The organism is Leucobacter komagatae (assembly GCF_006716085.1).
Lineage (GTDB): Bacteria > Actinomycetota > Actinomycetes > Actinomycetales > Microbacteriaceae > Leucobacter > Leucobacter komagatae.
Genome location: NZ_VFON01000002.1, coordinates 313,666 through 328,877, shown reverse-complemented (window position 1 = coordinate 328,877; position 15,212 = coordinate 313,666). Strand labels below are relative to the sequence as shown.

General features: G+C 68.8%; 8 protein-coding genes. 4 read left to right on the top strand and 4 right to left on the bottom strand.

From position 1 onward, the window contains the following. Nucleotides 1–31 precede the first annotated feature (31 nt). Nucleotides 32–313: a pyrophosphorylase gene (locus FB468_RS16395; RefSeq protein WP_141888867.1), complete on the bottom strand. Its 282-nt coding sequence runs from the start codon at nucleotides 311–313 to the stop codon at nucleotides 32–34. A gap of 266 nt (nucleotides 314–579) precedes the next feature. Between FB468_RS16395 and FB468_RS16390 the strand changes: the two genes are divergently transcribed. The 4 genes from FB468_RS16390 (at nucleotide 580) to FB468_RS16375 (ending at nucleotide 11,187) form a co-directional block, all read left to right on the top strand. Further along, complete coding sequence (locus FB468_RS16390; protein WP_141888866.1) at nucleotides 580–2,556, top strand: serine/threonine-protein kinase; 1,977 nt, start codon at nucleotides 580–582, stop codon at nucleotides 2,554–2,556. Between the two features lie 146 nt (nucleotides 2,557–2,702). Beyond that, nucleotides 2,703–5,390 carry a hypothetical protein gene (locus tag FB468_RS16385; protein WP_141888865.1) on the top strand — a complete coding sequence of 896 codons (2,688 nt, stop codon included), beginning with the start codon at nucleotides 2,703–2,705 and terminating at the stop codon, nucleotides 5,388–5,390. Then, nucleotides 5,387–6,820 (top strand): ABC transporter substrate-binding protein, encoded by a 1,434-nt coding sequence (locus tag FB468_RS16380; protein WP_141888864.1) that lies wholly within the window; start codon nucleotides 5,387–5,389, stop codon nucleotides 6,818–6,820. The genes FB468_RS16385 and FB468_RS16380 overlap by 4 nt, the downstream gene beginning before the upstream one ends. A 71-nt stretch (nucleotides 6,821–6,891) precedes the next feature. Then, a complete protein-coding gene (locus FB468_RS16375) occupies nucleotides 6,892–11,187 on the top strand; it encodes a type VII secretion EssC family protein (protein ID WP_141888863.1) in 4,296 nt (1,431 codons plus the stop codon). On the opposite strand, the gene FB468_RS16370 is transcribed toward FB468_RS16375, so the two are convergent. From FB468_RS16370 to FB468_RS16360, 3 genes are all read right to left on the bottom strand, one after another. Beyond that, nucleotides 11,184–11,792, bottom strand: a complete 609-nt coding sequence (locus FB468_RS16370) for a TetR/AcrR family transcriptional regulator (protein ID WP_170219801.1) — start codon at nucleotides 11,790–11,792, stop codon at nucleotides 11,184–11,186. The two genes, FB468_RS16375 and FB468_RS16370, sit on opposite strands and share 4 nt — an antisense overlap. A gap of 307 nt (nucleotides 11,793–12,099) precedes the next feature. Beyond that, the gene (locus tag FB468_RS16365; RefSeq protein WP_211359203.1) at nucleotides 12,100–13,668 is read right to left on the bottom strand and encodes a pyridoxal phosphate-dependent decarboxylase family protein; all 1,569 of its coding nucleotides are present in this window, start codon (nucleotides 13,666–13,668) and stop codon (nucleotides 12,100–12,102) included. Beyond that, nucleotides 13,665–15,098, bottom strand: a complete 1,434-nt coding sequence (locus tag FB468_RS16360; protein ID WP_425460827.1) for an MFS transporter — start codon at nucleotides 15,096–15,098, stop codon at nucleotides 13,665–13,667. Before FB468_RS16360 ends, FB468_RS16365 begins: the two co-directional genes overlap by 4 nt. Nucleotides 15,099–15,212: the final 114 nt, after the last annotated feature.

The window sequence follows — 15,212 nt, the reverse complement described above, 5'->3', positions numbered from 1 at the left end:
CCGGGGTCTCCCGGGCGCCACACTGGCCGAGCTAGGCGCCGCCGCCTGCGGTGAAGATGTCCTGCGAGATCTTGTCGAGCTGGGTGCGGAGCTCTTCGAGCTGCTGCTTCGCCTTGTCGAGCGCAGTCTTGGTCTCGGGCCAGGTTGAGCCGCGGAACGTCGCAGCGAGCGGGCCGTCCCACGTGTTTGGATCAGACAGGACGCGGCCCTGCGCGTCGAGCTGGGTGATCTGATCGGTGAAGCCGCCGGCGATAATCGACTGGATCTGACGGATCGCCGTCTTGGCTTCTTCGGTAGAGAGTACGCGTGACATGTGTGACGCCCTTCGGAATTGGGGGAATGAGTGGTCCCGGGGCTCCGGGTCTCATGGGACACGCTACGCGAAAGTCGCGAATATTTAAAACAAACGCTCAATCTTTTGGGGGTAAGTTTCGAATATGACAACTCGGACTTGCGCGCGGGTGGGGCCTAGAAGGTTGTACGCTGAGACCCGCAGCGCACCTGGGCCAGGGGTGCCGCGCGCCCCTCTGGTGCTGCGCGAGTGTTGAGCGAATGACCCGGTTGGGAGACTGAGAACAGATGGCAACCTTGAAGCCCGGAGCCGCGCTAGGTGCGTCGTACCGACTTGTCGAGCTGTTGGGATCCGGCGCAGCCGGTGATGTCTGGCTGGCCGAGACTGCTGGCGGCGGTGAGCAGGTCGCGGCCAAGATCCTGAAAGCCGAGCACGCGAGCGACCCGGCGCTCGTCGAGCGCTTCATTCGCGAGCGTTCGGTGCTGATCGGGCTGCGCCATCCCAACATCGTGGCGGTGCGCGATCTTGTCGTTGAGGGTGAGACCATCGCCATCGTCATGGACCTCATCCCCGGTGGTTCGCTCAGGGAGCTGCTCGAAGAGAGGCAGACGCTGAAGCCGAGCGAGGCGTTGACGCTTGTCGCGCAGGTGTTCCGCGCGCTCGGTGAGGCGCACGGCCGGTCGGTGACGCACCGCGACATTAAGCCCGACAACGTGTTGCTCACGGAGCAGTGGACGGGGCCCTCCGACGGCACCGTTCGCGTGGCCGACTTCGGCATCGCCGCCGTTGTGAGCGAGCGGAATCGGCAGACCACCGGCATTCTCGGCACCCCGCAGTACATGGCGCCCGAACTCATCAGCCACGGCCGCACGACGCCCGCGGCCGACGTGTACTCGACCGGGGTGATGCTCTACGAGCTGCTCGCGGGGCGGACGCCGTTTGCCGGGCCCGGAACCGACTTCACGATCGCGTACCGCCACGTGACGTCGCAGCCGCCCCGGCTCGATCTGCCGGCCCCGCTCGCGGACTGGGTGGCGCGCCTGCTCGCGAAGGATCCGGGGGAGCGGCCGGGGGCAGTCGAGGCCGCGGCCGAGGCCGCGCGGCTCGCCAAGCGTTTCGAATCGACAGCGCCACTTGAGCGAGCGGCCGCGCCAGCGGAGTTTGAAGAGATCGAGCGGCCGGCGACGATGCTGCGGAGCGACCTGCTACAGCCCAGCGAGGTCGGTGGCCCTGACCTCTACGCGCGGGTGCTGAGCGAGGATGCCCCCGAGCTCGGAGACGCTGGGCAGCAGACCACCGTGCGGCCGATGCCGCGCCTACAGGCGCCGGTGCGGGAGCCGGAGGCAGGCCTGGATGAGGGCGGGAAGTCTCGGCCCGCCTGGCTCAACCGGAAGAACGTGCTGCTCGGCGCCGTCGGGGTGGTCTCGCTGGGGGTGCTCGTCGGCGGCATGATGTGGGTGTTTGGCGGCGGCAAAGAAGAGGCCGCGCCGGTTGCCGACGAGGCGCTTGAGGTATCGCAGCAAGACCAGCAGCTGCCCACGGGGCTCTCGGTTGCGCGCTCGGCCACCTACGACCCCGACGAGCGGCGGGTCTCGCTTGAGGTGACCTACTCCGCGCAGAAGGCGCCGCTGTCGGGCTCGTTCCTGGAGGTCGTTCCCGCGGCCGGGGACGGCGCCGCCTGCCCTCCGGTGGTGTGGGAGGGAGCGAGCGCCGCGAAGCACCAGGCCGCGACGGGGCTCGATGCGAAGTGTGGGTGGCGGCTCGACGGGGTCGAGATTCCCGCCGACGGGCGCGTCACCGTCCAGGGGTCGCTTCCGCTCGAGGTTGCGGACGAAGCAGGGCTGCGCGAGTGGCTTGAGCTCGTGTCGACCGAGACCCAGGCAGCGCTACTTGACCCCGAGTCGCGGTCTACCGCCTACCCGGTGCAGCGGCTCGTCGATGTGTCGGTGGTCGTGCCGGCTCGCACGGTCGGGCAGTCGGCCCTGCCGATCACCCTGCTCCCGATCTGGCCCGGCGGCGTGGATGAAGTGAACCCGCTGTATCAGAGTCCATCGACGGGGGCCACGACCCGCATGCTCGCCGAGGTGGCTGGGGGCGAAGCAGGGGTTCGCTTCTCAGACAGCTGCTCTGGTGCGGTCGCCGTGTCGTCGGATGGACTAGCGGTGACAACGCTCGCCCCGACCTCGGAGTGCAGGATCAGGGCGGTCGTCGGCAACTTCACGAATCTCGAAAGCGCACCGCTGAGCATCACGACAAGGGAATGAGTCGCGCCGCCCTGTGTAAGGTTCGTATGTTCGTTTGGTTTTGTGCGTAGAATGTGCCGAGTAACTATTTGCGGTTTCTGAACCAGGGGCGGGGGGCCGGTTCATAACCGCTTGGTTGTGTACAGCAACGAAAGAGGAGCCCGCCGATGTACCCGTCCCCGCCCAAACCCCGCCGTGTCGCGCGGGCGCTATCCGTTGTGACCGCCGCGGCGATTATCGCCACCACCGGGTGCTCAGCTCTCGGTGGTGGGTCTGAAGACACGACTCGGGTGCTGCAGTCGGTCGCGGTGAAGGTTGGCGGCAACGGGGCGATCTCCGGGGTTGACAGCTCAGCGGTGTTTCTTGACGAGACGACCGGGCTCTCACGCAGCGAAACCATCGTGTACGAGACCCGCGACGTTGTCGCTGACCTCCCGGTGCGCGTCTCGACGAGCTACCGGACCGACGAGGGCGTCGGCCAGGACCTCGCCGACCTCGACGGGTACGACGGTCGCGTCGAGATCCGTGTCGAGCTCGAAAACCTGACGGTCGCGCCGATGGAGCTGCAGTACGACGCGGCAGGTCAGTCGCGAACCTCGCCGGCGCTCGTCGGCACGCCGCTCAGCATCGCCGCCTCGACCGCGCTCGCTGACGTCGCCCCAGAGAACCTGACGTTTGGCGATGGCGAAGCCTCAACGAGCGGCGTCGTGAGCGTGAACGAGACGGGCGAGACCGTCGTGCAGTGGGCGACGGTGCTCGCGCCGCCGCAGTCGCGCGCGACGACGGCGTTCACGCTCGCCGCAGACGTCACAGATTTCACCGTCCCCGCGATCGATATCGCGGTGCAGGCCGGGCTGCACACCGACCTGTCGTTCGAGGGCACCGTCGTCTCGGCGCTCGACGCGAGCGGAACGTCCGAACTTGGTATGCAGCAGCGCGCCATCAGCCTGGTGACCGAGGTCAACGGTGTGCTCAGCCGCGCTGGCGGCACGATTACCGAGGTGCGGAAAGACCTGGGGGAGACCTCGAAGACGCTGGGCGTGCGGGCAGCGAAGCGCCTCGCCGACAGCACCGAAGCGCTGGGTGCCGAGATGCAGACGCTGGGGGCGCAGCTCGGCAGCCTGCAGAAGGACCTCGGTAGCACCGTGACGAGCACGCACTCGGCGATGGACTCGCAGCTCACGCAGATCGTCGGCTCGATGAACGGCCTGCTCGGTGATACCCGTGGCACCCCGCCGCGTCTCGTCACCGGGAACGGCTGCGTGGCGAAGGTCGAGCCGGGTACTGGCAGCGGCTCCCTCTACTCCACGTTCCTCCAGCTCGCGGGCCAGCTCAACGGCTACGCTGACGCGACGGAACAGTGCAAGGGTGAAATCCTCGCCGAGATTACCGCCACCCTCGGCCCGGATGCCCCTGACGCGGCCGTCTGCGCCGCCGAGACCGACACGTCGATGACTTGCTCGCTGTTCGGGGCGAAGCAACACGTGCTCACCTCGATGGCAGACCTCGTGCAGCAAGGCGACACCATTGTTGCGAACCTCAGCACGCCCGCCCTTCTCAACGCTCAGGCCGCGCACGGGGCGCTCGCCGCTGACCTCACGCAGCTGGACACGCTGCTCGGGAAGCTCGAAAATGAAGTAGGCGATGGGGCCACGTGGAGCGCTCTGTCAACGCTTCTGGCGAACGCCGTGGCGTCGGCGAATCCGCTTGATGACGCCCACACGGCCGCGCAGGCCGCGCTCGCTGACCTGCAGAAAACGCCGGGGGCGTTGGGCTCGCTTCCCCAGACCCTCGCCGGCCGAGTGTGTGACCTTAACGATGGCTCCAACGTCATCGATCAGGCGCAGCTCGAGATGCTCCGCGGCGAGCTCGTCGGCACCCAGTGTGACGGTGTGACGCCGCAGGCCTCCACGCCCGTCGGCGGCACGCTCGAGTCGCGGCTCGACGCGCAGCGCGTGCTTTGGGAGAAGGTGGCCACGTTGACCGATCCGACGAAGCCGCAGTCGGCGCTCTCCGAGCTGAAGGCCACGCTCGCTGAGCTGCAGAAGCGAGTGGCCTTGGAACAGAGTCAGACCAGCGGGGGCACGAGCGCTGCCCAGAAGACCATTGCCGAGCTTCGGGCGCTCAATGACACGGCGCTCGGCCACAACACCGCTCTTAGCACAGCCCTCACCGACCTCGCGACACGGGAACTGGGCCTCGGCGCAGACATCGAGAACGCATTTGACACCGTGGCCAGCAATGCAGAGCAGGCGGTCTCGGCCGACGTGGACCAGCAGGTGCGAACGATCACGGAGCGCGTCGGGCGCGGGCGTGATGCGATCGAGGACTCGTATACCGAGACTGTCGACGGGCTGCGCTCGACCTCCGACACGATGTTGCGCGACGCCAAGACGCACATCGACGCGCAGAAGTCCGCGCTCGACAGCGGGTACGCCAAAACTGTGGCTGCGCTCGATGAGCGCACCGGGCAGGCCCTCGAACGGATCGACGGCTCAACGGCTGCCTCGACGCGCGACGTCGAAGCGGCGTCGAAGATGCTCTCAGACAGCCTGAACAGGGTCATCCTCGACCTCGGTGACCCCGCAGTGCGCGGCTCCGGAATTCTGGGTGCGATGTCGGCGTCCGCGGCGAAGTCGAGCACGGCCGACTTCCAGCTCGCCCTCGCGTCGCAGCAGGCCTCCGGTTTCGCCAACGTGCGAGCGGAAGACATCGCAGCGATCATGCTGCGGCAGGCCCAGTTTGAGGCGGCGCTCGAGTCCGCGGCGACGCTCCCGGCCTTCCACCTCGACGTTCCAGGCGGCGCGAGCTCGCAGACCATCTACGCATTCCACATCGGCGGAGGCACGAAGTGAGCCGGGGCACGACAGCGGAAGACCTCACTGAGATGTCAGACGACGCGGGCGAAGCCAAGCGCTTCTCGTGGCGCTCGCGCCGCGGCCTCATCGTCGCCATCTGCGTCGTCGTGGTGCTCGCGGTCGCCGCGGCCGTGGTATTCGGCGTGATCCGGGGGAACCGCACGGTGGAGCAAGACCCGGTGGCGGTGACCGTGCCCGTGCCGATCCGGGGTGTTGACGTTCCCGCGCAGACCAAGGTCGGCGTCATCGTCACGACGGGCTCCGGCAGCGCCGAGGCCTCAGACTGGGCCCAGGCTGCCGATGGGGCGGTCGTCGCACGTGAGCGGCTCGCCCTTGGAGGGAGCGAGATCGAGCTTGTCGTGGAGAACGACAAGGGCACGGCGAACGGCTCCGCGGAGGCGATGACGGCGCTCGTTGAGCAGGGCGTTGTCGGCGTCGTCTACGCGAGTAGTGGGAGCCACATTGAGGCGGGTATCGACGTCGCCTCGGAGCACGGCCTCGCCGTCGTGCTGCCCTTCGAGCAGGTGCCAGAGTCCTCGAAGGGGGTGTGGACGCTTGCGCCCGAGAGCGCCGACCTCGAAGAGCAGTTCGCACGCGTGCTCGCGAGCTACGAGCGCCCACTCCACGTGAACGCTGGCCGCGGGCTCCCCGAGGGGGTGAAGATTGCCGACGAGCTCGTCTACCGGAGCGGCTCGGGGCCCGAAGGGCTTGCCATGCAGGCCGCAGAGATGACCGGCAGCGACCCCCTCGCCCACGGCGGTTACGCGGGCGGCACCGACGACGAGGAAGATGGGGCTGAGGAGGCGAAGCCCGCCCCGCAGAAGCGCGTCGACGCTATCGTGCTGAGCGGCCCCGCGCTGCTGCAGGCCAACATCACGCAGGAGCTGCAGTCTCGAAACGTCACCGTGCCGATCCTCCTCACCCCGGCAGCGACGAGCCCGAACTTCGAAGCCATGCTCGCTCTGAACGGGGCATCGGTCTCGCCGACGCTCCGCACGATCGGGTACGACTGGGACGACGCGGTGGCGCTCGGAAACGACGGGCGCGGCCGTTCATCGTCAGCGTTCCTTGCGGCGATCCGCCTGCTCAGCGCAGACGGCAAGACCATGAACCTTACCGAGGACGCCTCGTTCGCTGAGGTGAGTGGCGCGGCCGACGGCCGAGCACACGATGCCGTCCTCGCGCTCGCGCGAGCGGCCGCTGACGCTGGCAGCACCGAACCCGCGCGGGTGAGCGCGGCGTTGGCGGGGCTCAGCCTTGTCGCCGGCGACTCGATTACCGGCCCCGAGATGGACTTCGCGAGCCCGCAAGTGGTCTCAGCCAAGGCCGTCGAACTCTACGCAACCGGGCAACAGCTCGGCCTCAGGCCGGAGTCGGAGAAGAGCACCGACGTGCTGGTCTGGTTCACCGAGCCAGCCGCCCAGTAAACAGCACGGTGTGACGCGGGGACGCTGCGTCGCACCGCCTCACTTCCCCGGACGAAAGGGAGCACTCAGAGGTGCGTATTCTGATTGATCTTGACGGAGCACGCGAGGTTGTCGACCTCGTGGCATGGCAGCAGCAGGCGACGCTCGCAGAGTTTCTCGAAAGCACGGGTCTGACCGCGATCGGGCCAGACCCGATCATGCTCGATGGGCAGGCCGTCGCACCAGACACTCTGATGGACGAGCTGACGTTTCTCGAGGGGTCGGTGCTGACGCGCGACCAGGGCGCGCCGGTCGGAGTGATCTCGGGGTGGAACGTCGCGGTCGGCGCCGGGACCGAGACCCGCCCGGCCGTGCCCGTCCCTGAGCGGCGGAAGCTCGTTGTCGGGCGCTCGCCGCAGGCCGACATCGTGCTCCCCACCGAGTCCGCATCCTGGGAACACTGCACCGTTGAACTTGAAGACGACGGGGTGCGGCTGCGCGACTCGGGCTCCACGAACGGAACCTACGTTGACGGGACTCGCGTTGATGAGGATGGGGTGCTCATCACGTCCGTGCGCACTGTCGTTGTGGGTGGCGCCGCGCTCAACATTCGACCGTCGCTCTCGGAGCCGATCGCTCCGGCTCCCGGCTCACTGCACAACCTCACGCCGGCCGCGACCGCGCCGTTCAACCGCCCGCCCCGGCCCGGCCGGCCGCAGGCGCCCGAACCGATCGAGCCACCGGCGCCAAAAGAGGTGCCGCCGGCGAGCAAGTTCAACGTCATCACCGTTGTGGCGCCGCTCATCATGGCGGTCGTGCTTGTCATCGTGCTCGGTGACATGAGGTTCGCGATGTTCGCGATGCTCAGCCCGGTCATGGCCGTGGGCATGTACTTCGAGCAGAAGCGCCGACGCAAGAAGAACCTGCAGGAAGAAGAGGAACGGTTTGCGGAGGCGCTCACCGTCTTCGCGGAGGAGGCCACGCAGGCGGCGGCGGAGGAGAGCGCGAGGCGCCAAGACACGATCCCCGACCCCGCAGCCGTTATCCGCAGGCCCGCCCTCCCGTCGACGCTCATGTGGCAGCGCCGCCCCGGCGCCCACGACTTCCTGAGCCTGCACGTCGGCGTTGGCGATGTGCTTTGGAAGCCCGCGCTCGACACCCGTGCCTCGTCTCGGCTCGACGAGCGAGTCAAGACCACGCTTGAGTCCACGCGAATGTCGGCGGCCCCCGTGCTCGCAGACCTGAACAACGCAGGCGTCATCGGCATTGTGGGCGACCGAGACGGCGCGCTTGCGCTCGCCCGAAGCCTCGTCACTCAGGCGGCGACTCACTGCGGCCCGGCCGACCTCACCATTGGCGTCTTTTGCGACGGCGGCCGAGAGCACGACTGGGATTGGGCCTCATGGCTCCCGCACACCAGGCAGGCAGGCGCTTCTGCCGGCGCGCGCTGGATGTCGAACCAGCGCGAGACGAGCACGTCGATGCTGCGCACGCTCCAGGAAAACATTGAAGGGTTACCGACGCCCACGATGCTCACGGTGCTCGACTCCGAGGTGCTCACGGAGGGGCGCGAGTCGCCCGCGCGCGAGATGCTCGGCTACGGACGAAAGACTCCCGGAAGCGTTGAGCGGGTGGGGGAGCGCGCCCGATTGGTCAGCGGCATCGTCATTGCGGCGACGGCCGATCAGCTTCCCGCGGCCTGCACCGTCGTGGTTGACGTCGCCGCCGACGCCGCTGCGACCGTCCACCACCCCGAAGAGCTCACTCAGGTTGACGACGTCATCCTTGCAGGGCTGAGCGAGGAGCAGGCCGCGGAGACTGCGCGAAACCTCGCGCGGTTCGAAGACCCCGAGCTCATTGTGCCGGGGGCCTCCCTGCCTCCGCTCGTGCGGCTCCCAGACCTGCTCGACGTCGAGACGCTGAACGCCCAAACCGTTCGTGAGCTGTGGGCGACTTCGCCCGGCCTCTCAACTCCCATCGGGCTCGGCGAGAACGGCCCGCTGAGCCTCGACATCGTGAAGGACGGCCCGCACGGCCTCGTCGGCGGCACCACCGGATCCGGCAAATCCGAGTTCCTCCGCTCCTTCGTTGCCGGGCTCGCCGCCAGGAACGATCCGACTGAGCTGAACTTCATCCTCATCGACTTCAAGGGCGGGGCGGCGTTCAAAGCATGTGAGCGGCTCCCGCACACCATCGGAACGATCAGCAACCTCGACGAGCAGCTCGCCGACAGGGCGCTGCGTGCGCTGGAGGCCGAGATGGAGCGGCGGCAGCGCCTCTTCGCCGAGGCTGGCGAGGACGTCGACAACCTCCCCGCGTATCTCGCGACGAACCCGGCAGAGCCGCTGCCCCGGCTACTGCTCGTCATCGACGAGTTCGCAATGCTCGCGAAAGACTTCCCAGACGTGCTCGCCTCGCTCGTGAGCGTGGGCGCCGTCGGGCGTACGCTCGGGGTCCACATGATCCTCGCCACGCAGCGCCCGGCCGGCGTCGTCAATGACGACATCCTCGCGAACACGAACCTGCGCGTCGCCCTGCGGGTGCAGAGCCGCGAGGATTCTGCGAATGTGATCGGGGTGCCGTCAGCGGCGAGCATTGGCCGCGCCCAGATGGGGCGCGCCTACGTGAAGCTCGGCCAAGACGACATCACCCCCGTGCAGACGGCGCTCGTCACCGGCCGCGCCCAAGAGGCGATCGCGGAGCGGGTGCAGCTGCAGGATGTCGGTCTGTTCGGGGCACTCACGCCGCGGACGGCGCCTGCTCCGTCGAAGTCGAGCGACGCGAACGACCTTGACCTGCTCATCGACGCCGTCGTCGCGGCGAACGAGCAGGCCGGGTTTGCGCCGCCGCGTCAGGTCTGGCCAGAGGCGCTGGGCGAGCGCGTCTCGCTTGCTGGGTTTGCGACCGCTCTGACCGAGTCTCCTGCCGACCCGATGGCGCGCCCCGTCCCCGAAGTTGGCGGCGTCGTTGCAGACACCGTTGTTGTCGCCCTTGCTGACGAGCCCGACCAGCAACGGCAGACCCCGCGGGGCTGGAATATGGCCGAGGGGAACCTCCTGCTCATGGGGATCCCGGGAAGCGGCACCACCACGACCCTCGCGAGTATCGCCCTCGCGCTCGCGAGCTCGACCGACCCGGCAGACCTCGACATTCTGACGCTCGACATGGGGTCGCGCGGCCTCGCCGCCGTCGACGGACTGCCGCACTCGGTGGCCTACGTTGGCGCCGGGACCGGGGCGAGTGAGCGCCAGGTGCGCTTCCTGCGGCACCTGAAGACCGAGTTCAACCGGCGCAGGGAGTCGCACGCGGCCGGGCGCCGCGCGGTCGTGCTCATCGACGGCCTCGCCGCCCTTCGCGACGAATTCCAAGACTACGAGGGGCAGGAGCTGCTCGACGACTTCTACCGCATCTACGCCGACGGGCCGGCCGTCGGCATGCACTTCGCAGTGTCGACCACGCGCTCGAAGGCCGTGCCTTCAGCGATCGACGAGGTGACGACGCAGCGGTGGGTCTACCGCCTCGCCGACGCGTACGACTACTCTGCCCTCGGCGTAAAGGGAAAGACAGTCCCCGCGGCGGTGCCCGGTCGGTGCGTCGACACGGAGACGCTGCTGCAGATGCACATCGCGACCCCCGACCGCGGGTTCGAGAGCGCCGTCGCCGAGGCCACCGCGCGATGGGGTGCGGCGACGCCGAAGCCTGACGTCATCGGCGTGCTGCCCGATCACGTGCCGGCCCAGAGCATTGCGGCGCACATGCGGCTCAGCGGCGAACCCACCCTGGTCCCCGTCGGCATCCGCGAGGATACGCTGGAGCCCGCCTTGCTCGAGCTGTACGAGGGCGAGCACGCGGTGATCGCCGGGCCCGCTCGCTCCGGGAAGTCGTCGCTGCTGCTCGCGATCGCCGAGACCGCGCTCGCGCTGCCCGAGCCGGAACGGCCCGCCGTGTGGGGCATCTACGATAGGCGCTCACCGCTCGGTGGCCTCGTCCTTGCGAGGTCGGCCGAGAGCGACGAAGAGATCCCTGCGCTGCTCGCGGCCTTGCGGCTCGAGACCGGGCCCGTGCTCCTGCTCATCGACGACGCCGAGCGCGTTGCCGATGGCGAGCAGGCGCTCGCGGGGCTCATCTCCGGGCCGCCTACACGGGTCACGGTCGTCGCCGCTGGCCGCGCCGCCGACCTGCGCAGCCTCTACGGGCACTGGACCAAGGCGCTGCAAAAGTCGCGTTGCGGTGTCGCGTTGCAGCCCGATACCGACTACGACGGCGAGCTGTTCGGCGTGAAGCTCCCGCGTACCTCGCCGGTGGCGATGAGCCCGGGCCGCGGCTACGCGGTCTCCGGTGGCGGCGTCGCGCTCATTCACGCGGCCTCGCCGGGCGGACGAGGCTAAGCGTCGGTGTCTGAGATAGCGGCGACCGAGTAGCGCAGCGCGGTGAGCACGCGGTCCCGGTGGTCGGGATCGAGGTGCTCTCGCAGCGCGCCGGCGAGCACGGCCTCCATGCGGGAGAGCAGGTTCGCGTGCTGGCCGATCGTCTCGGCGAGGGTGTAGGTGCCAACGAAGCCCGAGACGATCGTCCACGCGATCTCATCCGCGTTCGCATCTGACGTGAGCTCCCCGGCCTCGCGTGCGTCGACGAGGACCGCGGCGACCGAGGCGAGCCACTGCTCAGCGAAGCTGGTGTTTGGGGTGGGAAGCGTGCCTGGCTCAAATGTCATCCGGAACCCCGCGCGAACGATGCGGTCTTTGTGAAGGCGCTGCATCTGGCGGAGGGTCATCGAGATGAGCATCCCGAGGGGCGAATCCTCTGGCGCGCGCTCGGGGACGACCGACCAGCGGGCCTCGAACTCGTCGAGCACCGCCTGCGCGATGTCTTCCTTGGAGTCAAAGTAGTGGTACATGCCACCGGGCGTGATCTTCGCGGCGCGAGAGATCGCTGAGATTACCGCGCTGCGGTACCCGACCTCGTTGAAGACCGTTGCCGCGCCCTCGATCACCGCGGTTCGCGTCGCGCGAGCCTTGTCCGCATGCCACTGCGTTGACCTGCCGCTGATATGGCTTTTCGGTACCAAAACGTTTCCCCCAAAACTCGCATCAGAGTCTTGAGAAGCTGTTGCCGCCCCAAGACTCTCATGAACTCGTGAATCTCGCGATCACACCGAGCGTCCCTCCCTGCGCTGAACACAGGATCGCAGAGCGCCCCGTATTCAGCAGTATGAACACATCATAGCGAGTGAGCGTCCGGAATAGGTGTGCGCAACTCGGGAAGCGCGAAGACCGGCGGCTCGCGCGGGGGGCCGGAGCCTAGGGCTCGCTCACGCGCGCGAGGAGCTCCGTGAGGATAGCCTCGGCGACGGGCGCCGGGAGGTGCTCGGCGAGCGCCATAAGCGGCGCGAGTTTGCCGGGCAATGAGGATCCTGATCCGCCGGCTCCCGCGATCTTGAGGATGCGCCAGGCCATGTCTGGCGAGGGAACTCGGTAGCTGCCGCCCTCGCGCTTCGGCGCGTAGCCGAGGGCCTGCAGGCCTAGCATTTCGAGCCGCGGAGTCGCCCGCGGGCGGCCGCGCACGCTGTCGGCCGCGGTGCGGAGGCCTGCGACGAGTTCGGGCAGGGTCCGCTCAGTGACCGGGGTGATCGTCAGGTGCGCGGTGTGCGGAAGCCGCACCCCGTTCCGCTGCGTAAACCCGGGCTGGTGCTGGATGCGAAAGCCGAGGGTCGCGAGCTCGTCTGCCAGGTGGTGCGGGTCGACCCGTTCGTCCTCGGGCACCGAGTCGTCGGTCATCAGCGCGATCGACGGGCCGGAGGGGGCACCCCACACGCTGAGCCCGCGGATAATCGATGCCTCGCGCACAATGGTCTCGGCCGAGCGAACACACGACGCGGTGAGCGCCGCGTAGCCGTCGGAGCCGAGGCGCTTCGTGATTGCCCAGGCGGCGGCGAGGGGCGAAGCGGGCTTCGACCCAAGCAGCGTCGGGTTCACGACCGGGTAACCGGGCCAGCTCGTCGTCGCGAAGAACTGGGCGCGGTGACGCCTGCGGCCCCGATGCAGCAGCACGGAGACGCCCTTCGGCGCGTACCCAAACTTGTGCAGGTCGGCTGAGATGCTCGTGACGCCGGGTACGCGGAAGTCCCACGGGGCGAGCCCCGGCCACCAGGGGAGCGCGAGGCCCCCGAAACACGCGTCAACGTGGCACGAGAGTTCAAACGCCTTCGCCAGCCCGGCGACCTCGGCGATCGGGTCGATCGCGCCGTTCGGGTAGGCGGGGGCCGAGACGACCACGAGCGCGACGTCGGCGCCAAGCTTGGCCTCGAAGCCCGCGGCCCGCACCGAACCGTCAGGCTCGCAGTCCACGGGATCCCACTCGAGATCGAACATGCGGGCGGCCTTCTGAAATGCGGCGTGCACCGTCGCCGCGGTGACGAGCCGGGGCTTCTTGCCCGCACGGGCGAGCTTCGCGGCGAGCTCCGGGTGCTCCGCACGCCAGAGGTCGCGCGCCGTCTTGACCGCGAGTAGGCAGCTCTCCGTGCCGCCGCTCGTGACGCTCCCGACGACGGGGCCGGCCCCAAAGCGCGAGGTCGAGCCGTGGAGCGCGCGCCGCATGAACGCGATGAGTTCGCGCTCCATGACCGCGATCGACGGGAAGGTCGTCGGGTCCAGTGCGTTGAGCGGGCGCGTGAGCTCCGCGGCGTCGCGCGCGAGTTCGTCGAGCTCAGCGACGCCCGAGTCGTACACGTAGGAGAGCACGCGGCCGCCCTGGGTCGGGGCGTCGCGCGATCGGAGATCCGCAAGCTCGGCGAGGATCGCGGAAGCGGAGGGCCCCGTGAGCTCGGGCCCGGTGCCCTGCGCCCCGGCCGCGCCCTCGCGCGCCGTCACGACTGCGCCCCGGCCGCGCCCTCGATGTCGCGCTCGGTGAGCCGGTACCCGCGCAGTGTCGCGAGGCTCGCGAGCATGAGGAGCGCGGGGAAGAGGCTGAACGCGAGCGCGATGCCTGAGATCGCGGTCGCGGGCTGCGTCACGGTGACCGCGGCGACCGACTCGACATACCCGGTGGCCCAGAGCACGAGCGCGAGCACTGTCGAGCCGAGCGCCATGCCCGCGGTCTCGCCAGCCGTCCAGACGCCACCGAACACGCCGGCGCGCCCGTCGGGGTCGCCCGAGGTCGCGGCGTCGTGGCTCATGACGTCGGGAAGCATCGCCATCGGCATCGTCTGCATCCCGGCGTATGCCGCGCCGGCGATGCCGACGGGGGCGAGGATCCACATCCCCGGGAAGAGCAGCATCCCGACGAGCGCGACGGTCGCGACGAGGAACAGCAGGCTCGCGATTCGGAAGGTGCGGACCTTGCCAATGCGGTCCGCGATCCACCGCCATACGGGGGCGAAGAGCAGCGCGGGCGCGATGAGCGAGGCGAAGAGGATTGTGACCGCGCCCTGGTCGTGCAGCACCCAGGTCGCGACGTACTGTGCGCCGGCGAGCATCAGGCCGGTGGCCAGGCCCTGCAGCATGAACGTCGCGAGCAACGCGCGGAAGGGTTGGCTGTCGCGCAGCGCCCGCAACCCCTCGCGGTAGTGGGTCGCCGAGAACGCCCTGTGGCCCGCATCCGCCGAGATCGTCGGCGAGCCCTGCGGGGCGACCTGCGACGCGACCCAGAGGCTCAGGCCGAGCAGAGCTGCGGCCGCGATCGCCATGATGAGGTAACCGAGCAACTGGTTGTCGGGGAACAGGTCGCGAATCTCCGGGCCACCGGCGCCGAACAGCAGGATCGCGATCGTCAGGACGACGACGCGCCACGTGAGCAGCCGCGTGCGCTCCTTGTACCCCGACGTGAGTTCGGCGGGGAGCGCGATATACGGGATCTGGAACATACTGAAGAACGTCGCCGCCGCGATGAATGCGACGAGCACCCAGGTCGCCGAGACCGCCGGGGCGAGGCCGGAGGGCACGGCGAACATCAGCACGAACGCGAGGGGTAGCCCGATCGCCCCGATGAGCATCGGCCCGCGCCTTGTGCCGGTGCGGGCGAGCGATCGGTCGCTGAGTCCACCGATGATCGGGTCGATCACGACGTCCCAGATCTTCGCGAGCGTGACGATGAGGCCCGCTGCGAGGGCCGTGACACCGAGCGAATCGGTGAGGTAGTACACGAGCACGAGGCCCGGAAGGGTTGCGAACCCGCCTGTCGCGAGCGATCCGGCCGCATAGCGGGCGATCGTGCCCGCGGGCAGTTTGGCGGCGGGCGGTGTGGTTCCGGTCGCGGGTATCCCGGGCATCGGAACTGACTCAGAACTCGACGGTGAACTCATGAGCTTAGCGTAGCCGAACCCGGGCCGGCGACGCGCCGTTCTGGGCTCCTCCGGGCATGCAAAACGCCCCCGCTGCCGTGTCCGTGAAGACCCGATCGCGGGGGCGTCTCAGCC